We start from the raw sequence: 20234 nt of genomic DNA, 5'->3' as shown, positions 1-20234 counted from the left end.
CTTATGAATTCACCGATAAAAAGGGCCACAAAATGTGGCCCTAGTTGAGATATCAGCGCTTTTTAAACGCCGCAGCTAGCGCATCACTCATGGCGCTGTTTCCGCCAGAATTGCTGTCTGCTCGCCCTTTGGCTGGTGGACGGTTATTTGAATCACTGCTGTTATGGCTATTACGTGGGCGGCTAGCACCGCGATTATCATTCTGAGTGTTAGCACGGTTCTCGCCAGCATTACCCCGACGCGAACCTCCTTCACCCGGCTGTTCATCAAGGCGCATGGTTAGCGCAATACGTTTGCGCTGCAAATCCACTTCCATCACTTTCACTTTGACGATATCACCGGCTTTAACCACCTTGTGCGGGTCATCAACAAACTTATCGGCCAGTGACGAGATATGCACCAGACCATCTTGATGAACACCAATGTCCACAAAAGCACCAAAGTTCGTCACGTTCGTGACCGAACCTTCAAGGATCATGCCCGGTGTCAGGTCATTGAGTGTCTCAACACCTTCGGCAAAGGTGGCGGTTTTAAACTCAGGGCGCGGATCGCGGCCTGGTTTTTCTAACTCGCGCAGGATATCTGTAACGGTAGGCACGCCAAAACGCTCAGTCGTGAAGTCTCGTGGATTAAGATTACGCAAGGCTGCAGCATTACCCATTAAGTCCTGCAATGCTTGCTCTGTTGCCGCCAAAATGCGCTCGACGACCGGGTAAGCCTCAGGATGCACCGTAGAGGCATCCAGTGGGTTATCTCCGTGATTAATACGTAAGAAACCAGCACACTGCTCAAAAGCTTTTGGCCCCAAGCGGCTGACTTTCAGTAATTGGTCACGGTTATGGAAACGACCATTTTCATCACGCCAGTTGACGATATTCTGCGCCATCATGCGGGTTAAACCGGCCACACGAGTCAATAAAGGCACGGACGCAGTATTCAAATCCACCCCCACGGCGTTAACGCAGTCTTCTACTACCGCATCTAGCTTTTTCGCCAATTGACTTTGGCTGACATCGTGCTGATATTGGCCGACCCCAATGGATTTCGGATCGATTTTAACCAATTCGGCCAGCGGGTCTTGCAAGCGACGGGCGATAGAAACTGCACCACGGATAGACACATCCAGATCCGGGAACTCCAACGCGGCCAGCTCAGAAGCGGAGTAAACCGATGCCCCAGCTTCACTGACAATCACTTTTTGCGCCGTCACTGCCGGATATTGTTGTTGCAGTTCGGTGAAGAAGCGCTCCGTTTCCCGCGACGCGGTGCCGTTCCCGATAGCGACCAATTCAACCTGATGTTTGATACACAAGGCCGCTACCACAGCCGCAGCTTTGGCGGCTTGCCCGGTGTGAGGGTAGATGGTATCGAAAGCAACCAGCTTGCCGGTGGCGTCAACCACCGCCACTTTCACCCCGGTACGTAGGCCGGGATCGAGACCCATGGTCGCGCGCATGCCTGCCGGTGCTGCCATCAGCAAATCCTGCATATTGCGGGCGAACACATTGATGGCTTCATCTTCCGCCCGCTCACGCAGGGTACTCATTAGCTCGGTTTCCAAATGCAGCAGCACTTTGATACGCCATGTCCAGTTGACTACGGCTTTACGCCAAGTGTCCGCAGGGGCGTTATTGAGTCGCAAATCGAGGTGGTTGATGATTATCTGTTCACCCTGACTTTCGCGAGGCGGTTCGTCAAACTGTGGATCAGGATTCAGCGCCAGTTGCAGCACACCTTCATTACGGCCACGGAACATTGCCAGCGCACGGTGGGAAGGGACTTGGGCGATAGGTTCATGGTGATCAAAGTAATCGCGGAATTTAGCGCCTTCCTGCTCTTTACCTTCCACCACTTTTGATACTAAATGCGCGTTTTTCCACAAGTATTGGCGCACTTTCGCCAGCAATGTCGCGTCTTCAGCAAAGCGTTCCATCAAGATATAGCGCGCGCCATCCAGTGCTGCTTTGGTATCTGCGACACCTTTGTCAGCATCTATATAGGCTTGGGCAACGTGTTCAGGGTCTTGCTGTGGGTCATTCCATAAGCTGTCTGCCAATGGCTCCAGACCGGCTTCAATAGCAATCTGCCCGCGGGTTCGGCGCTTGGGTTTATAAGGGAGGTATAAATCTTCTAGCTCGGTTTTACTCATGGTGCCATTGATGGCACTGGCCAGTTGTTCGGTGAGCTTGCCTTGATCTTCAATTGATTTAAGAATGGTTTGGCGGCGATCTTCAAGTTCGCGCAGATAGCCCAAACGGCTTTCCAACTGGCGCAACTGGGTATCATCCAACCCGCCGGTAACTTCCTTACGATACCGTGAAATAAAGGGCACGGTATTACCTTCATCCAGCAGACGTATCGCGGCGTCAACTTGCTCCGGGCGTGCCTGTAGTTCGCTTGCAATAATGCGGCTCAGTTGTTCATTCATAAGTCTGGTATCAATTAGTGAGTAGGAAAAATGGCAGAGGATAGTTATACGGATTGCGCCGATAAATTGCCAGTAGAGAGGTCGTCAGGCTTGAGGTAACCCGAACTTATCGGTAAAAACATAGGGTATAGTAGATGTATCTATCCTCAAGGGATAATTGGATAATTTTATGGCTAAAAGCAACTACATTACCCGTGAAGGCTGGCAGGCGTTGGATCGTGAGCTGCATTATTTGTGGCGTGAAGAGCGACCGGTCGTGACTCAGGCGGTCTCTGAAGCGGCGGCTATGGGTGACCGTTCGGAAAATGCCGAATATATCTATGGCAAGAAACGGCTGCGAGAAATTGACCGTCGGGTGCGTTTTTTGACCAAACGCCTTGAGGTGCTGAAAATAGTCGACCCGGACCCGCGTCAGGAAGGGAAAGTCTATTTTGGGGCGTGGGTGCGGGTAGAAAATGAAGTAGAAGAACAGCGTATCTTCCGTCTGGTTGGCCCAGATGAGTTTGATCCGGCAAAAAAATGGATTTCTATCGATTCACCGGTGGCTCGTGCCTTAATCGGTAAACAGGTGGATGATGAGGTGACGGTTCAGACACCTAATGGTGAAGCGACCTACTGGATTTTAGAGATTCGCTATCGCCCATTTGACGAAAGTGTTGATAATTAGGCACAACAATAAGCTTTGTAACAATTTCGACTAGAATATATACCATAAATAGCTGTCTGTTAGAGTGAGTTTTTCTAACAATGTGCAGATTCGGGCAATACGGCCTTTGGGAGTAATAAAATGCAAGAGAATCACAAGATTCTGGTCGTTGATGACGATATGCGCCTACGTGCGCTGTTGGAACGTTACCTGACAGAGCAAGGTTTTCAGGTGCGCAGTGTTGCCAATGCTGAACAGATGGATCGCTTGCTAACCCGTGAGTCATTCCACCTGATGGTACTTGACCTGATGTTGCCGGGTGAAGACGGCCTGTCTATCTGCCGCCGTCTGCGTAGCCAGAGCAACCCAATGCCCATCATTATGGTTACGGCAAAGGGTGAAGAAGTTGACCGCATCGTCGGGCTGGAAATTGGTGCGGATGATTACATTCCTAAACCTTTCAACCCTCGCGAATTGCTGGCACGTATCCGTGCTGTATTACGTCGTCAGGCAAATGAATTACCAGGTGCACCTTCACAAGAAGAAGCAGTGATTGCTTTTGGTAAGTTTAAATTGAATCTCGGTACTCGTGAGATGTTTCGTGAAGATGAACCTATGCCATTGACCAGCGGTGAATTTGCGGTGCTGAAAGCCTTGGTGAGCCACCCGCGTGAGCCGTTATCGCGCGATAAACTGATGAATTTGGCACGTGGCCGTGAATACAGTGCAATGGAACGTTCTATCGACGTACAGATTTCACGTCTGCGCCGTATGGTAGAAGAAGATCCAGCGCATCCGCGCTATATCCAAACCGTTTGGGGCTTGGGCTACGTATTTGTACCGGACGGCAGTAAAGCATGAGGCGATGGCGCTTTTCTCCACGTAGCTCATTTGCCCGAACCTTATTGTTGATTGTGACCTTGCTGTTTGTCAGCTTGGTTACAACCTATTTGGTGGTGCTGAATTTCGCCATTTTGCCCAGTTTGCAGCAGTTTAATAAAGTGTTGGCCTACGAAGTTCGTATGCTGATGACTGACCGACTGCAATTGGAAGATGGCACGCTACTTGAAGTCCCGCCGGCGTTTCGGCGTGAGATTTACCGTGAATTGGGGATTTCGCTTTATACCAATGCTGCGGCAGAGGAAAGTGGCCTGCGTTGGGCACAGCATTACAAATTTCTCAGTGATCAGATGGCCCAGCAGTTGGGTGGGCCAACGGATGTTCGTGTTGAAGTTAATAAAAACTCGCCGGTCGTCTGGCTGAAGACGTGGTTGTCGCCGGATATCTGGGTGCGGGTGCCATTAACTGAAATCCATCAGGGTGATTTCTCGCCACTGTTCCGCTATACCTTAGCCATTATGTTGCTGGCTGTCGGTGGTGCCTGGCTGTTTATCCGTATTCAAAATCGACCCTTGGTTGAGCTGGAACATGCGGCTTTACAAGTTGGTAAGGGCATTATTCCGCCTCCGTTACGAGAATATGGCGCTTCGGAGGTGCGTTCAGTTACCCGGGCATTTAACCAAATGGCGGCTGGCGTGAAGTTGCTGGCGGATGACCGAACCTTACTGATGGCTGGGGTCAGCCATGATTTACGGACACCGTTGACTCGCATTCGTCTGGCGACGGAAATGATGAGTGAAGACGACGGTTATCTGTCCGAGTCCATCAATAAAGATATTGAAGAGTGCAATGCCATTATCGAGCAATTTATCGATTATTTGCGCACAGGGCAGGAGATGCCGACCGAGCCGAGCGATCTTAATGCGGTATTAGGTGAAGTCATTGCCGCAGAAAGTGGTTATGAGCGGGTGATTGAAACAGATTTATGCGCAGGTGAGGTCATTGTGGATATTCATCCATTATCGATTAAGCGCGCTTTGGCGAATATGGTAGTGAATGCCGCTCGTTACGGTAATGGTTGGATAAAAGTCAGCAGCGGCACCGAGCTTCAGCGGGCTTGGTTCCAGGTGGAAGATGATGGCCCCGGTATTAAGCCGGAAGATTTAAAGCACCTGTTCCAGCCTTTTGTGCGTGGTGACAGTGCGCGTAGCACCAGTGGCACTGGGCTGGGGCTGGCAATTGTACAGCGGATTATTGATGCCCATGCCGGTTCGTTAGATATTGGCACCAGCGAGCGTGGCGGGTTGCGGATCCGGGCATATATTCCATTGCCGTTAGATGTGAAGCCGAGATTGCCTGCGGTAGTGGGGAATAGCTGATATTGAGTTTGTGGTGTTTAGTTTCGGTTGATAGCCGTTCAGTGACCAGTGAATCCCAGTCGACTCAACCGAGCAGGAGGGCAATCAGGCCCTCCTGCATCTGCGGCTTGCGCCGAAATATTACCCTATGGGTAAACCTTCTGCATCTTTCGGGCTGACGAGCCAGCGCGATTCGCATCCATACGTAAGCGCGAGGATTCCAGGAGGGGTCACGCGCTTGTGACCCCTTTGGCGGTTGAGTTAGCGGAGAGACGGTTGTTGCCAATCTTATGCCGACCGAATCAGACTGCCGAACTCATCCCCAATCCGCCCTCACCACCAAAATGCTAAATCGACTCCCGCAGAAAAACAAAAGGGGCACATTGTGCCCCTTCGTAATATAACAATCTTAAACTAACTTAGATTTTTGGCCCTGCACTGACCAGTGCAGCCCCAGCAGGGGTATCGGTATATTTATCAAAGTTAGTGGTAAAGCGCTTCGCCAAATCTTCGGCTTTCTCTTGCCACTGTGCGACATCCGCATAAGTATCACGTGGGTCGAGGATATCTGGGTCCACGCCCGGTAATGACATTGGCACAGCCAGATCGAAGATTGGTAAGGTAAATGTTTCGGCTTTATCAATTTCACCATTCAGAATGGCATCGATAATACCGCGGGTATCCTTGATAGAAATCCGTTTGCCAGTACCATTCCAGCCCGTATTGACCAGATAAGCCTGTGCACCCACGGCTTGCATGCGCTTGACCAGCACTTCTGCATATTGCGTTGGGTGCAGTGACAAGAATGCTGCGCCAAAGCAGGCCGAGAAGGTGGGAGTCGGCTCGGTGACACCGCGCTCAGTACCAGCAAGTTTGGCCGTAAAGCCAGACAGGAAGTGATACTGGGTTTGATTTGCCGTCAAGCGAGATACCGGAGGCAAGACACCAAAAGCATCGGCCGTCAGGAAAATAACCTTGGTGGCGTGGCCCGCTTTAGAGACCGGTTTAACGATATTTTCGATGTGGTAAATCGGGTAAGAGACACGGGTGTTTTCAGTTTTGGAACCGTCATTGAAATCAACAGTTCCGTCGGCCAACACAACCACGTTTTCCAACAGCGCATCACGTTTAATTGCATGATAAATATCGGGTTCTGCTTCTTCGGATAACTTGATGGTTTTGGCGTAACAACCCCCTTCAAAGTTAAATACACCGTCATCATCCCAACCGTGTTCATCATCGCCAATCAACTTGCGTTTCGGATCTGTGGACAAGGTGGTTTTACCGGTACCGGACAAGCCGAAGAAAATGGCGACATCCCCATTTTCACCAACGTTGGCCGAACAGTGCATGGACGCAATGCCTTTCAGTGGCAACAGGTAGTTCATCATGGAGAACATACCTTTCTTCATTTCACCGCCATACCATGTGCCGCCAATCAGCTGCATACGTTCTGTCAGGTTAAAGGCAACAAAGTTCTCAGAATTCAGACCTTGCTCTTTCCAATTCGGATTCGTGCATTTAGCCCCATTCATGACGATAAAATCAGGCTCGAAGTGGGCCAATTCTTCATCCGATGGGCGGATAAACATGTTTTTAACGAAATGTGCTTGCCAAGCCACTTCAGTGACGAAGCGAACTTGTAGACGAGTATCGGCATTAGCACCGCAGAAGGTATCAACAACAAACAGACGCTTGCCTGACAGTTGCTTGGTAACCAACCCTTTTAGGTGGTTCCAGGTTTCTTGGCTCAGTGGCTTGTTATCATTTTTGCCTTTGCCCTGATCGGCCCACCACACGGTATCCCGAGTGATATCGTCGCGAACAATATATTTATCTTTTGGCGAACGGCCGGTAAAGATACCAGTATCGACCGCTATTGCTCCTGTGGTGGTGAGGGTTCCGCGCTCGTATCCTTCCAGCGTGGGTTTGGTCTCTTCCTGGAACAGTAAATCATAGCTTGGGTTGTAAACAATCTCGCTGACGTTATGGATGCCATAGGCGGCGAGCTCCTGCGGGGTAATTCCTTTAACACTCATGTCATAACTCCTGGATCGTCAATTTTCTACCAGCGATTGTAAATCCTCATCTCTGATTAACAGCGATAGCTATCAAATATTTTGACATATGGCCTACTTTTCGCTGGGTTATGAGAGATAGAACACGGATTGTAGCAAGAGTGAAACGCGAGAAGGAATGGCTGGGCACGAGTCAGCACCCAACCAAGTATTACAAGAATTAATGAATTTGCTCTGAAGAAGGGCTATTCCCATTTTTTAGGGTGGCAATATCCACAGCATCAAACAGGTAGTGATTGCCGCAATATTCGCAATGCATATCGATATTACCATCCTGCTCAAGCATTTCTTTCACGTCATCTTCAGACAATGTTACTAATGCATCAGCACAACGTTCACGAGAACAGGTGCAGCGGAAACTGACATTTTGTGGCTCATATAACGTCACTTCTTCCTGATGGTATAAACGATACAGCACTTCATTGGCTGGCAGCGTAAATAGCTCCTCAGCCTTAATGGTGGTGGTCAGTTGTGCCAGATGGTCAAACTCATCTTCATTGCGCTCTTGCGCTGGCAGTACTTGCAACAGCATCCCGCCTGCAGCGGCTTTCCCTTCTACGCTGCCGGTACGGATAAACAGACGAGTAGGTAGCTGTTCAGACTGCATGAAATAATTTTCCAGACAGGCTGCAATGGTCTCACCTTCCAGTGCGACGACACCCTGATAACGCTCACCTTGAGCGGGGGTAATGGTGATGACCAGATAACCATTGCCGACCATCTCTTTTAGGGTGCTTTCATCGCTGATTTCGCCTTTAAAACGGGCAACACCGCGCATTTCTTGCTGGTTATTGCCGTTAATGACTGCCAGTGATAGCGGGCCATCACCGCCCTGTAATTGTACGGTGATATCCCCGTCAAATTTGAGGGTAGCGGTTAGCAAACTGGTCGCGACCAACATTTCGCCTAGCAGTTTTTGTACCGCGGGTGGGTAATCATGGTTGGCTAATACCTGCTGGTAGGTTTCATTAACTGAAACGAGTTCACCGCGCACAGCATGGTTAGCAAACAGATAGCGGTGTAACTGGTCGTGATTAGACATAGTTTTCTCTCATTTGGGCGGCGACTTACTCTGGCTCGCCTTGTTTAAATTTGATCAGGTTGCGACGCTCTTTTTTATCCGGTCGCCGGTCCGGGTGTGGCATGGTCAGGGCATTTAATTTACGCGCCTGCGCCACTTTTTCGCGGTTGGCAATGCTGGCCTCGGTTTCTTCGTATAAAGCTTGTGCTTCACTGGCCCCCCGGCGCTGGCTGTTGAGCGCCAAGACCCGCACGGTGCGTTCGTCATTGCCCTGACGCAGACGGATTTCAGCATTCAGCTCCACCAGCTTACTTGGTTTTCCGCGCTGCCCGTTGTAATGGACTTTGCCGCCATCGACCATTTCCCGCGCTATCGCTCTGGTTTTATAAAACCGGGCAGCCCAAAGCCATTTGTCCAGCCGAACCGATTCGTCAGAGGTTGGTTTCTCTTTCATGCATATTCCTCCTGCATACCCTTTGTACTTGAAGCCACGGCGGTGTTGGCTGCATTCACTTTATGAATAACGTAACTGCAATGCAGGCAATAACTTGCGGTAGTCATTGATTGCTGGATGGCTGTGAAAGGTTTTATCAGCACAACTGGAATCCGGATTTTCTATTCCCAGACAGTAGCGGATACCAAAGGTGCGCGCGGCATCCAAAATTGTTTCGCTGTCATCGACAAATAAGGTTCTGGCTGGATTCAGCCCTGTATGCTGAGTGACAGCTTGCCACAGACGTTGATCTTCCTTTGGATACCCAAATGTATGGGTGGAAAGTAATAAATCAAGGTGCTGGTCGAGGGCCGTATGCTCCATTTTTACCGCCAGGCTGTGTGGATGGGCATTGGTAAGCAAAATGGTTTGCAGGCCACGTTCGCGCAAACGGGTTAAAAATGGCTTGGTATCTTCACGCAACCGCACTCGGCTCCCGGCTTGCGTGGTCATGGCATAAATGTCTAAGTCCAGCCGCTCACTCCAGTAATCGAAGCAATACCAATTTAAGGTATGTTGCACAGCAAGATATTCATCATGAATAATTTTATGCGCCTGATCCAGCGGGATGCCCCGATGCTGGCTAAGTGTTTCCGGTACCTGCTTTAACCAGAAATGGCTGTCGAACTCCAAATCCAGCAGAGTGCCATCCATATCCAGCAACACGGTATCAATTTCTTGCCAATTAAATTCAGGGGGCATAGCGACTCCACAATCACAACTTTGGTGATAAATAATACTAATGATAAACGAAAAAGCGCTAACGGAGGAATGATGTTGGGGCGAGGGTTTGGCTAAAGCAATTGTCATAGTAGCGTTGAATATTATCCATACGGCTACGATTCTTTAGGATGCGCTGAATTAACAAGGTGGTGTTCACCACTAAGCAGACAATCAACACCAGCAGTAATAGGCTGGTGCCGAGATAACGGCCGAGCGTTATGATATCTGGCTCGCTGTGTAACGCGATATGACGCGTGCCATTGGCGTCGGTTGTGATATTGGTGATGATACCTTCGGCTTTAAAGGGGGTATTGAGCAGCAACCCAGAGAGCCGCTGTAATTCGCGCCACTGTTCCAGTGCACTGTAATCAAATAAGGGCACTGAAGGCACAGGATGGCTGACGAGTTGCTTGCCCTCGTCACTGGTGATCAAGAACCCCCCCGGTGGCGGGCTGTTTAAGGCTTCTGTTGCCAAATGCGTTTCACGGTAAACAAAGGATGAAGTGGCTGTTTTCACCAAATTTTCCAGTGCATCTGCACTGACTGGGCGTAACAATACATTCATGCCTTTCAACGTACCCGATTGCGCCCGTTTGACTAGGCTCGACCAATTTTTGGCATTGCCCAAATTGATCAGTGCATTTTTCAGGCGGATACAGTCAGTATCGCCACTGCATAATGCCTGTGTTTTTAGGACAATATCAGCAAAGTTATCCAGCAAAATCATACCGGACTTCTCAATTGCGGTAGCCAGTTGTGGGTTGACGTTGGTATCCGTGCCTTGAGGGTGTAATTGTTGATTGACGGTAGCCACGAGTGCCGCGGCCTTTTCAATGGTCTCTGATTCTGGCTGCGGCAAAGGGGCGGCTTTGTTCCAATAGATCCCAGAGCAATCAAAAGGGGTAAAAACAAAATTGTGCGGGCTTTGGGTATTGGGCGGCACATAGCACATACCGGTGCCCTGCGCTTTTAACATATCACCAATGCGTAATGGCATTTTTTCCAGCGCTTCAATGCTGGTGACCTGCTGGCTTTGTGCCCCTTGCAACCAGGCGACACTCAATTTCAGTGGCAGGCCAAGTGGGACATAAATCAGTAATAACCCCATCACCAACAGAGAGCCTGCTACGAGCGTCAGATTTTTACCCCAACGCTGCAATGGAAAATGTTTCATTTCGTCATGCAGAGACAAAAAAGGCCCCTGACGGACAACCTGACGATTGAGGTAGATATCAATATTGGTCTTTTTGCCCAGATCATGAGCAAAATAAGGCCCCCAATGAGCGGGATAAATCAGATCAACAATCCCCAGAGAGATATTGTTCATCTGACCTTGGTTTGACTCGCCGAATAACCCCCAGCGTTTAGGGATGCCACTCAAGCAATGAACCTCACGCAGATCTTTTTGAGATAGTGGGCGAAACATATTCCAGCAGGCCCAACCGGTTAAGGTGGCAGCCACAACAACCAACCATGGGAGTGTTACTGCCGGGCCGGTTAGTGCGAAAAACAGCAAAAGCAACGCCAAACAAATTGCCCCTGCTTCTTTTAGGCCATTAGAACCGTGCAGGGCATATTCTTCTGGTGTTTCTTTACGAATATTAAGCAGTTCAATGTGTTCGCTGTCGGCTTTACGAATTGATGCATTTTGTGCGACAGACGGCAAAATCGGTTGATAAGTGGCTTCCGATTGATGATTTTTAAGCGTATGGCCGTTGAGGGAAATCACCAAAGGAATTGTCTGGGTTTGGATAAGCTCTACGTCATTATCCTGAGTAATGTATTGTTCCCACGACGCGGGCAGGTGGACTTCAATTGAATCCAGATAATAGCGCCATTTATTGGGTTCATCAGTCGCCACGCCATAGCGAGTGATTGCACGAGTCACCGCATAAACATTGTCACTCTGGGGCGTTAGAGTCAGCTTTGCGGAAGAGCTTTCGCTAGTGGTCAGAGTGCGGGCATCAAAACTTGGCTGGGGTTTAAAGCCAAGTTTATCTTGCTGGTTGAGTAGGTAGTTCTCAATGTTAACCCGCTCTTCTCGGGTCAGTTTACGATGAGTGGGTTTTGCGAACAGCAAGGTTGCGGTTACGGGGGTAGGGCGCCGGGATCGAAACCACCACCACAAGCCTACTGCGATCAGGCTGGTCAGCAGTAAGGCCAAGATTAAGACTATTGTGCTCATCCCATCCCCATCCGAGCGCCCCTGACTGACGTCAACTCTATGAAAGAATGCATCATATTATGCATAAACACAGTGCAGAGTCATATAGCAGAGTTATTAAGTGAACTAGCATGTCGCCAGCTATTATTCATCAAATAACCTAATACAAGTGCTCTTCGACTGCCCGTAGACCGATAAGGATAGCAAGGCTAAAACATCGGTAATATCAGCATAATCCTATTTTCAAACACAAGTTTTAACGTGTATTGAGCTGGGATGGGGTGAAAATTAACCGGTGGAATCTTGACTAAACTCGCTGTCATGTTAAAAACAGGTAAATTATATCTAACTGACATTGCGATAAAGGTTCTCATTAACGCACAATGTGATCAAGTTCTAATAAATTCCAGTATAAAGTGTCTGGTTAATACCAACAGGAAAAAAGTGGCTTATTAAGTAACCATAATATGGCGCGGATTATCCTGATGTGTGTTTGATAGGCAGCGAGTTTTTAATTTGGGGCTATCATGAAACACCTGCAAAAACCTAAAATACTTAAAATAGAAACGGTTGCCCACTCTCGCTTGTTTACTGTTGAAGCGGTAGATCTCGAGTTCAGCAATGGCGTACAACGTGTCTATGAACGTATGCGGCCATCGAACCGTGAAGCGGTGATGATTGTGCCGGTGATCGGCAATGATTTACTGCTGATCCGCGAATATGCCGTCGGTATAGAAGAGTATGAGCTGGGCTTTCCAAAAGGGCTTATTGATCCCGGCGAAGGTGTACTAGAAGCGGCGAACCGCGAATTGATGGAGGAGGTTGGGTTTGGAGCCAAGCGTTTTGATTATCTCAGGAAACTGACGATGGCACCGTCCTACTTCTCTAGCAAAATGAATGTGGTTATCGCGCAGGGCCTTTATCCTCAAAGTCTGGAGGGTGACGAGCCTGAGCCAATGCCACAAGTGCGTTGGCCTATTGCGAATATGATGGCGCTGCTTGATCAACCCGGCTTTAGTGAGGCGCGTAATGTCAGTGCGCTATTTCTGGCTCAGGCATTTTTTAATGAAATGGGTATCACTTGATATTAAGCGGGACCCTATAAAAAGCCGGGAAGATCTTTCGATTTCCCGGCTTTTATTTTGGCGCTAATGACCGTTCAGCCATTAGCATCACGCGACATCATCAGAACAATTCGTGAGTCTGGCCGTTGTCCATCAATGTTGTGCCCGCTTCATGCACTGAATACTCAGTCGGTTGCGTCCCTTCGATAAAGTACTCTGAGCGGCTGCCTGGCCCACCAGTGGATAGCTTACCCGTTTGTTTATCGATAACGACACTGACGATACCAGGTGGCGGTGGGACTTGTTTTTCCGGCAGCCCTTCAAGTGCCGCTTTCATAAAGTCATCCCATGCGGGTTGGGCACTCTTTGCCCCACCCTCTGCCCCAGAAATCTGGTCTGGTATTGCTCCAGATGCCGTACTGCGCCCTAAGTCACGGCGATGGTCATCAAAGCCAATCCAAACTGAAGTCACGGTATCTGGGCCATAACCAGAGAACCAAGCATCTTTCGAGTTGTTGGTCGTCCCGGTTTTACCGCCAATATCTCTGCGTTTCAAATCACGCCCCGCACGCCAGCCTGTCCCCATCCAACCCGGTTCCCCGAAGATGTTGGAGTTCAATGCATCGCGCATCAAGAAAGCCAGCGGAGTGCTGATGACATGAGGAGCATATTGCTCATCATTGTTGAGCTTCGCTTGGGCTGGCGTCACTTGCTCAAGTTCCGGCATCGGAACATTGCTAGCGCTATTGGTCTGTGAGGTCGCAACGTTTTCAGTATTATCGTCGGATAGCACGACAGAACGTTGAGTATCACCGTAAATAACGGGCAAATTGCACTCTTCACAAACAATCTTTGGTTTGGCTTCAAACAGCACATTGCCGACGTCATCAGTGATTTTGGTGATGAAATACGGATCGACCAAATAGCCCCCGTTTGCCAACACCGCATAACCACGTACGAGCTGCAATGGTGTAAATGACGCGGAACCTAATGCCAGTGACTCCGAATGCACAATGTTTTGTGCTGGGAAACCAAAGCGTTGCAGGTACTCAGCGGCATAATCAACACCCATGGCACGCATGGCTCGCACCATAACCACGTTCTTAGATTGGCCTAAGCCTTGGCGCAAACGAATAGGGCCGTCATAAGTCGGTGGTGAGTTCTTTGGTCGCCAGTCTGTACCCGCACCAGCATCCCAACGTGTAATCGGCAAGTCATTGAGAATGCTTGCCAAAGTTAGGCCTTTGTCCATCGCTGCGGTATACAGGAACGGTTTGATATTGGACCCGACCTGACGCAATGCTTGAGTTACACGGTTAAATTTACTTTGGTTAAAGTCAAAACCGCCCACCAATGCCTTAATTGCACCATTATTCGGGTCGATAGAAACCAGAGCCGAGTTGACATCTGGCACTTGGGCCAGCCACCAATTGTCGTCTACTTTTCTCACCCAAATTTGCTGGCCCGGCTGAACTACATCCGTGACTTTCTTCGGGGTTGGTCCTTGAGCATTATCCGATTTAAACGGACGTGCCCAACGCATACCGGCCATCGGTAGCGTTACGTTGCTCCCATCCGCCAATATGGCGGTGGCTTGCTCAGGATTCGCTTGAGTGACCACTGCAGGTAAGAGTGGGCCATAAACTGGCAAGGTTTTCAGCGAATCGATAATTTGCTCATGACTCCACGCGCTTTCACCCACTTTCCATAACACATTGGATGGGCCGCGATAACCATGGCGCATGTCATACGCCAAGACGTTGGCGCGTAAAGAGTCAACGGCAGCTAATTGGAGCTTTCTGGTGATGGTGGTATAGACCTGATAACCATCGGTATACGCGTTTTCACCGTAACGCTTAATCATCTCCTGACGTACCATTTCTGACAGGTAAGGGGCAGAAAAAGCAATTTGCGGAGCGTGGTAGTTGGCGACCAACTCTTCACTGCGCGCCTGATCGTATTGCGCCTGAGTGATATATTTCTCATCCAGCATGCGCGATAACACCACATTGCGGCGTGCAACCGCTCGGTCGTGCGAATAGAGCGGGTTGAAGGTTGACGGTGCTTTCGGCAATCCGGCAATCATCGCCATCTGGCTGAGTGTTAATTCACTGACATCTTTGCCGAAATAAACCTGTGCAGCAGCACCGACGCCATAAGCGCGGTAGCCCAGATAAATCTTGTTCAGATACAGCTCAAGAATTTCATCTTTCGTCAGTAACTGTTCAATACGAATAGCCAGAAAAGCTTCCTTGATTTTACGCATCAAGGTTCGTTCCGGGCTTAAGAAAAAGTTTCGCGCTAATTGCTGGGTAATGGTACTTGCCCCTTGGGAGGCGCGACCCGAAACCATGGCAATAGAGGCTGCACGCAGGATACCCACAGGATCCACACCATGATGCTCATAGAATCGGCTATCTTCTGTGGCAATAAACGCATGCACCATTTCTGGTGGGATTTGTTTTAATGTCAAAGGGATACGGCGTTTTTCACCGTATTGAGCGATCAATTCGCCTTCGGCGCTATACACCAACATTGGTGTTTGCAGCCGGACATCTTTCAGTGTGGCAACATCGGGTAGCTGAGGCTCAATATATTTGTACAGGCCAAATATCGAGGCTGCTCCCAGTAAAATGCAACACACTACAAGGATCAAAAAATACTTTACGAACTTCACCTGAGATTTCCCATTCAATGTCAATTGGGCAGTTTATAAACAACCGCGCCGTAGTATAAAGGCAAGCCCGTAACATGGATACGTTCTTTTATTCTCTCTCGACACGGAGGTCGACCAAGATGTACTCACAATATTGGCAGGTTGGGCTAGATATTCAAATGGAGGCTATACGCGCACTGGCTGTTGTCAGGCGCCGCTATGGCTGGCAACTACGCTATTGGTGGTCTCAAACCTTACCTTCTGGTGTTTGGCACGAAGGTATTTTACAACAGCCAGACATTGTTAGCGACAAACTCAAATTATTGCGCAAACAATTACCACGACATATTTCATTACGAATTGCATTACCTGCCCAGCGTATCTTGCAACAATCACTTCCTACACCAGATAGCCGGATGCGTGAACCCGAGCAAGAGGGCTATATTAGCGCTGCCGCCAGTCGATTATTCCCGGTCAATCGTCAAGAATTAGCGTTGGATTACCGGGCTGTAAGCACATCCGGTGGTGAGTTGTTGATGACTGCTGCTCGCCTGTTAGAAGTTCAGCAATGGCAAACCTGCTTACATCAAGCCGACCTGCCTTCGCACGTCATTGATATCACCCCTTGCGCTCTGCGCTACATGGCGACTGCTGCAGGGCTATCGGGGGCATATTACTTGGTTCATCGTTTGGCAAATGAGTGGTTGTGGGTATCGTCCAGTGATCTGCCGTTTGACTTTGGTGTGGCCGCCATTGACTTAGATGAGGGCAGCTCTGAAGCCCTTTTGCCGCAAGGGAGCAACCCACTATCGACATTATTGGCACAACTGCGATCTCGTTATCCCAAGCAAAATGTTGTCTATTCCGGCGAAAGTCGTGTGCCTTTGGCTATCTATTACAGCAGCACAGTAGATGAACCTCTTCCTGAAAATACAACCGCTTGGTCCCCTTTTACCGCATTTACCCAGTATCAGCCGCCTTTGCCGTCTTTGCCCTCGGCATTTACTTTGGCGGGAGGGCTGGCATTGCGCCCGGCGGACGCCTGATGTATCAGGTTAATTTTTCATCATGGCGTACCGAGCGCCAGTTAACGCGCTATCGATTTTGGCGCAATATCGGGTTGTGCCAATGCACTCTTTTTGGCTTGGTGCTGGGGGGGATATTGATGCAGTCACACAAAGAGCACCTCAATCAGCAGGGGCGCTTGGCGGCACTCGTACAACAGCAAAACGAATTGAGTCAGCACCACCAAAAGGTGCAGCAAGCAATGGTTCAATTGCAGCAAGCAGAGCAGCGCTTGCAGTTTTATCGGCAAGTGCACCAACCCGCACGACGGTACTCAACGCTATTACAGCAACTATCACAGCAAATACCGGATAGCTGCTGGTTGGTTAGTGTCATACCGCAAAGTGAAAAACTGATTTTTGAAGCGATCAGCCAAGACTATGCCGCTATTAATGCCTTTTTGGTGCAGTTGGGTCGTATGCCATTGTTGGCCAATGTGCGTTTACACAAGATTATTCAACAAGATGACGGTAATTTTCGCTTTGTGGTTCGCGCTAACTGGCTGGATAAGGGGAATCAGGATGAATAAGCAGCTTCAACGCTGGATAGACCGGCCTGGATGGCAGATTTGTTTATACCTGTGGGGCGGGCTTGGGTTGATTAGCATGATGATTTATGGCGGTATCTTGCGCCCTGAGTGGCAACTACAACAACGCGCAACCGATAAAATAGTCGAGCATCAACAGCAAATTGAGCATCAACAGTCAGCATTGGCGCAGTTACCATCGTTGCCCCACCTGCAACAGCAAATCGCGACATTAAGCGCAACAGAAAGGTCATGGCAACCATCAAACCCAATGGCTCATTGGGTCGGTTTATGGATTACGCCGTATGGTGGGCGGGTGGTTGATTGGCAGCGACAAACTGAACTAGAGGTTGAGGCCGCAGCGGGCTCCGTCAAATACCAGCAGTGGCATGCGACTTTGCGGGTTAATTTTGATGGGTTACTTCACTTACTTAACCAGCTATCGGCAATCACATCGCCTGTCCAGATCCAGTTAATTGGGATTATGCGCGATCACTCGGCACTAATAGTGAAACTCAATTTGAAAGAATATCTGGCGGGAGAAATGCGTGAATAATTGTAACCGCAGGGTGGTCGTGGGGGGATTATTGCTGGCGGTTATATGGGGTCCTCTCGCGTACGCCGCATCATTATCATCAGATATCGGGCGTGACCCTTTTCAACCCGTGTCGGCGGTGTCTTGTAATGATGGACGAGAGAATCTTGCGACATGGCAGTTACAGGGTATTGTGCGTGGCGAAGATTACCACTCTGGTTGGGTAAAGCGGCCAGAAGGTCAGTGGCAAAAGGTCGTGATAACAACGCAGTTGCTGCCAGATTGGCAAGTGACCCATATTAGTGCGAGCGAGCGGCAAGTCATTTTGCAACATGCTAACCCAGACAGTTCGTGCTCAGAGGGAACTGGAGCCGTGGTGTTATCAATGCGTTAATTAAGAACTCGCTTTAAAAATCAGCATTAAAAGGAATTAACCTGATGGATATTTATAAAATCAGTATTAAGAGTCGCCTTTCTTTCGCGCTTGATACCGCTCAGAAAAAATCACCTCTTCTTTTGTTTATCATGATGTTACTCACAAGCACCGTCTCCCATAGTACAACAGCCAACGAGCCAGTGACTTTAGCATTTCAGGACGCACCCGTTTCTATGGTGTTGCAGGCACTGGCTGATTATCGGCAATTGAATTTAGTTATTGCGGCCGATGTTGGTGGCAATCTTAGTTTGAGGCTCGTTGATATCCCTTGGGAGCAAGCATTGGCTACGGTCTTACGCATGAGTCGCCTGAAAGTTGAACGTGAGGGGGCGGTGATGATGGTGTTCACAGAACAGGATATTGAAGAAAGGCAGTTGCGAGATAAACAAAAGGCGGCTCCGCAGTCCCTAAGCAATCTGACAATGGCCTTGCAACACGCCGATGCTGAACAGGTCGCCGAGAGTTTAGATCTTGCCGAGGGAGGGCTACTCTCTCCTCTGGGTAGTGTGGTGGTAGATAAACGTACAAATACATTATTAATTCGCGATACTCCCGCATCATTAGCATTATTGAAAAGTTGGCTATTAGAAATGGATTTGCCTTTACAGCAAGTGCAGTTAGCGGCCCATATTGTGACTATCAGCCGTGAGAACTTACAAGAGCTGGGTGTGCGCTGGGGAATGGGGGACGAGAAACCGAATACTTCACTTAGAATGAGCGATTTTAATGTCAACTTGCCGCTACCCAATAGCGCGGTCAGTGTAGGATTCAATGTCGCTCGCATCGGTGGGCGGTTGCTGGAGCTGGAGCTAAGTGCATTAGAGCAAGAAAATCAGGTCGATATTATTGCCAGCCCTCGCTTGGTGACGTCACATCAACAAACGGCCAGTATCAAGCAAGGCTCCGATATCCCTTATACCGTCTCAAAGGGTAAAAAAGGGGCGGCAACGACTGAATTTAAAGAGGCGGTACTGGGGATGGAAGTTACCCCGAAAATACTGCGTAATGGCAAAATTACTCTAGACTTGAAAATCAGCCAAAATATGCCGGGCATGGCAATGAAGCGAGGTGATAGTGAAACATTATTAATAGATAAGCAGGAGATAAAAACTCAAATCACCGTCAAAGATGGCGAAACCATTGTGTTGGGTGGGATTTTCCAGCAAAAAAGCAGTCAAGGTGTGAATAAAGTCCCACTCTTGGCCGAGATCCCTTGGCTGGGTGCACTGTTTAAACAAGATGCTCAACAACAAAGTCGGCGAGAGTTAGTCATTTTCATTACGCCAAGGTTAATCAGCGCTTGAGCCTGACGAAGTGCTGTTTTCTAAAAACAGACCAATCTTGGTGACTTTCTGCAACTTTTTGTGTGATAGGAGGCTTCTAAATTTGACGCTGCGTCAGATTTAGCTTACAAGGGTTACCGAATTGAGCTCCGAGGTTTTTAATAACGTTGATACGCCGATAAAAACGTATGGTTTCCCTCCCACGACGTGTACAACGATTTATTCGGTTGCCAAACTACCAGAAGTGCTGAGATAATTTTCAGTCTGATCTCGCACTATCGCTCATGAGGTTTCAGTTTAGGTCCCGCCGCTAATTTGATTGGCGGGGCGGGTTATCATTAACGAATAGTCTTAGTAATACCAAAAACATGGCAGAGAAACGCAATATCTTTCTGGTTGGGCCTATGGGTGCCGGCAAAAGCACTATTGGTCGTCAGTTAGCTCAGCAACTCAATATGGAGTTTTTCGACTCTGATCAAGAAATTGAGCGACGTACCGGAGCTGACGTGGGCTGGGTATTCGACGTGGAAGGCGAAGAAGGTTTCCGCGATCGTGAAGAAAAAGTGATTAATGAACTGACGGAAAAACAAGGCATTGTTCTGGCAACCGGTGGTGGCTCTGTTAAATCCAGAGAAACCCGTAACCGTTTGTCAGCCCGTGGCGTTGTGGTGTATTTAGAAACCACTATCGAGAAGCAGTTGGCCCGGACACAGCGTGACAAAAAACGTCCGTTGCTACAGGTTGATTCGCCTCCACGTGAAGTGTTAGAAGCACTGGCAAGAGAACGTAATCCGTTGTACGAAGAAATTGCAGATGTCACCATCCGCACTGACGATCAAAGCGCGAAAGTTGTTGCTAACCAGATTATCAACATGCTGGAAAGTAACTGATTTTAGCATTTTACTAATGCCCGCGGGC

General features: G+C 49.0%; 17 protein-coding genes. 10 read left to right on the top strand and 7 right to left on the bottom strand.

Annotation, left to right across the window (positions count from 1 at the left end):
* Positions 1-52 precede the first annotated feature (52 nt).
* Positions 53-2428, bottom strand: a complete 2376-nt coding sequence (locus HUZ92_RS09180; RefSeq protein WP_050099544.1) for a Tex family protein — start codon at positions 2426-2428, stop codon at positions 53-55.
* A 169-nt stretch (positions 2429-2597) separates the two neighbouring features.
* Between HUZ92_RS09180 and greB the strand changes: the two genes are divergently transcribed.
* The 3 genes from greB (at position 2598) to envZ (ending at position 5293) form a co-directional block, all read left to right on the top strand.
* The gene (gene greB / locus HUZ92_RS09175) at positions 2598-3095 is read left to right on the top strand and encodes a transcription elongation factor GreB (protein ID WP_050099545.1); all 498 of its coding nucleotides are present in this window, start codon (positions 2598-2600) and stop codon (positions 3093-3095) included.
* A 120-nt stretch (positions 3096-3215) separates the two neighbouring features.
* Complete coding sequence (ompR, locus tag HUZ92_RS09170) at positions 3216-3935, top strand: osmolarity response regulator transcription factor OmpR (RefSeq protein WP_004709363.1); 720 nt, start codon at positions 3216-3218, stop codon at positions 3933-3935.
* Positions 3932-5293 carry a two-component system sensor histidine kinase EnvZ gene (gene envZ / locus HUZ92_RS09165; RefSeq protein WP_050099546.1) on the top strand — a complete coding sequence of 454 codons (1362 nt, stop codon included), beginning with the start codon at positions 3932-3934 and terminating at the stop codon, positions 5291-5293. Before ompR ends, envZ begins: the two co-directional genes overlap by 4 nt.
* A 398-nt stretch (positions 5294-5691) precedes the next feature.
* Here envZ and pckA read toward each other — a convergent pair whose 3' ends face one another.
* The 5 genes from pckA to HUZ92_RS09140 all read right to left on the bottom strand — a co-directional run bounded on the left by pckA (position 5692) and on the right by HUZ92_RS09140 (position 11772).
* Positions 5692-7311: a phosphoenolpyruvate carboxykinase (ATP) gene (gene pckA / locus HUZ92_RS09160; RefSeq protein ID WP_145579493.1), complete on the bottom strand. Its 1620-nt coding sequence runs from the start codon at positions 7309-7311 to the stop codon at positions 5692-5694.
* A gap of 199 nt (positions 7312-7510) precedes the next feature.
* A complete protein-coding gene (hslO, locus tag HUZ92_RS09155) occupies positions 7511-8392 on the bottom strand; it encodes an Hsp33 family molecular chaperone HslO (protein ID WP_050099548.1) in 882 nt (293 codons plus the stop codon).
* A 25-nt stretch (positions 8393-8417) separates the two neighbouring features.
* Positions 8418-8825 carry a ribosome-associated heat shock protein Hsp15 gene (gene hslR, locus HUZ92_RS09150; RefSeq protein WP_145579492.1) on the bottom strand — a complete coding sequence of 136 codons (408 nt, stop codon included), beginning with the start codon at positions 8823-8825 and terminating at the stop codon, positions 8418-8420.
* A gap of 60 nt (positions 8826-8885) precedes the next feature.
* The gene (gene yrfG, locus HUZ92_RS09145) at positions 8886-9566 is read right to left on the bottom strand and encodes a GMP/IMP nucleotidase (protein WP_050099550.1); all 681 of its coding nucleotides are present in this window, start codon (positions 9564-9566) and stop codon (positions 8886-8888) included.
* A 58-nt stretch (positions 9567-9624) separates the two neighbouring features.
* Complete coding sequence (locus HUZ92_RS09140) at positions 9625-11772, bottom strand: intracellular growth attenuator family protein (protein WP_145579491.1); 2148 nt, start codon at positions 11770-11772, stop codon at positions 9625-9627.
* A 506-nt stretch (positions 11773-12278) separates the two neighbouring features.
* On the opposite strand from HUZ92_RS09140, the gene nudE reads away from it, so the two are divergent.
* Positions 12279-12836 carry an ADP compounds hydrolase NudE gene (gene nudE / locus HUZ92_RS09135; protein WP_050140005.1) on the top strand — a complete coding sequence of 186 codons (558 nt, stop codon included), beginning with the start codon at positions 12279-12281 and terminating at the stop codon, positions 12834-12836.
* 100 nt (positions 12837-12936) lie between these two features.
* Here the strand turns inward: nudE and mrcA are convergent, their stop codons facing one another.
* Positions 12937-15492: a peptidoglycan glycosyltransferase/peptidoglycan DD-transpeptidase MrcA gene (gene mrcA, locus HUZ92_RS09130; protein ID WP_050140004.1), complete on the bottom strand. Its 2556-nt coding sequence runs from the start codon at positions 15490-15492 to the stop codon at positions 12937-12939.
* Between the two features lie 119 nt (positions 15493-15611).
* Here mrcA and pilM point away from each other — a divergent pair, with 119 nt between their 5' ends.
* The 6 genes from pilM to aroK all read left to right on the top strand — a co-directional run bounded on the left by pilM (position 15612) and on the right by aroK (position 20206).
* Positions 15612-16517, top strand: a complete 906-nt coding sequence (pilM, locus tag HUZ92_RS09125) for a type IV pilus biogenesis protein PilM (protein ID WP_050099554.1) — start codon at positions 15612-15614, stop codon at positions 16515-16517.
* On the top strand, positions 16517-17065 hold the full coding sequence (locus HUZ92_RS09120) for a PilN domain-containing protein (RefSeq protein WP_050099555.1): 549 nt from the start codon (positions 16517-16519) through the stop codon (positions 17063-17065). Before pilM ends, HUZ92_RS09120 begins: the two co-directional genes overlap by 1 nt.
* The gene (locus tag HUZ92_RS09115; RefSeq protein WP_050140003.1) at positions 17058-17618 is read left to right on the top strand and encodes a hypothetical protein; all 561 of its coding nucleotides are present in this window, start codon (positions 17058-17060) and stop codon (positions 17616-17618) included. Before HUZ92_RS09120 ends, HUZ92_RS09115 begins: the two co-directional genes overlap by 8 nt.
* Positions 17611-17991, top strand: a complete 381-nt coding sequence (locus tag HUZ92_RS09110) for a DNA utilization family protein (protein ID WP_072087705.1) — start codon at positions 17611-17613, stop codon at positions 17989-17991. The genes HUZ92_RS09115 and HUZ92_RS09110 overlap by 8 nt, the downstream gene beginning before the upstream one ends.
* 131 nt (positions 17992-18122) lie before the next feature.
* Entirely contained in the window at positions 18123-19337 is a 1215-nt protein-coding gene (gene hofQ / locus HUZ92_RS09105) for a DNA uptake porin HofQ (protein ID WP_174846822.1), read from the top strand.
* Positions 19338-19684: 347 nt separating this feature from the next.
* A complete protein-coding gene (aroK, locus tag HUZ92_RS09100; protein WP_005271698.1) occupies positions 19685-20206 on the top strand; it encodes a shikimate kinase AroK in 522 nt (173 codons plus the stop codon).
* Positions 20207-20234 lie beyond the last annotated feature (28 nt).

Origin of the sequence: Yersinia vastinensis (genome assembly GCF_902726565.1) — a bacterium.
In the GTDB taxonomy this organism is placed as follows: Bacteria; Pseudomonadota; Gammaproteobacteria; order Enterobacterales; family Enterobacteriaceae; genus Yersinia; species Yersinia vastinensis.
Note: the sequence above shows the minus strand (reverse complement) of the source record. Positions and strands in the feature narration are given on the sequence as shown.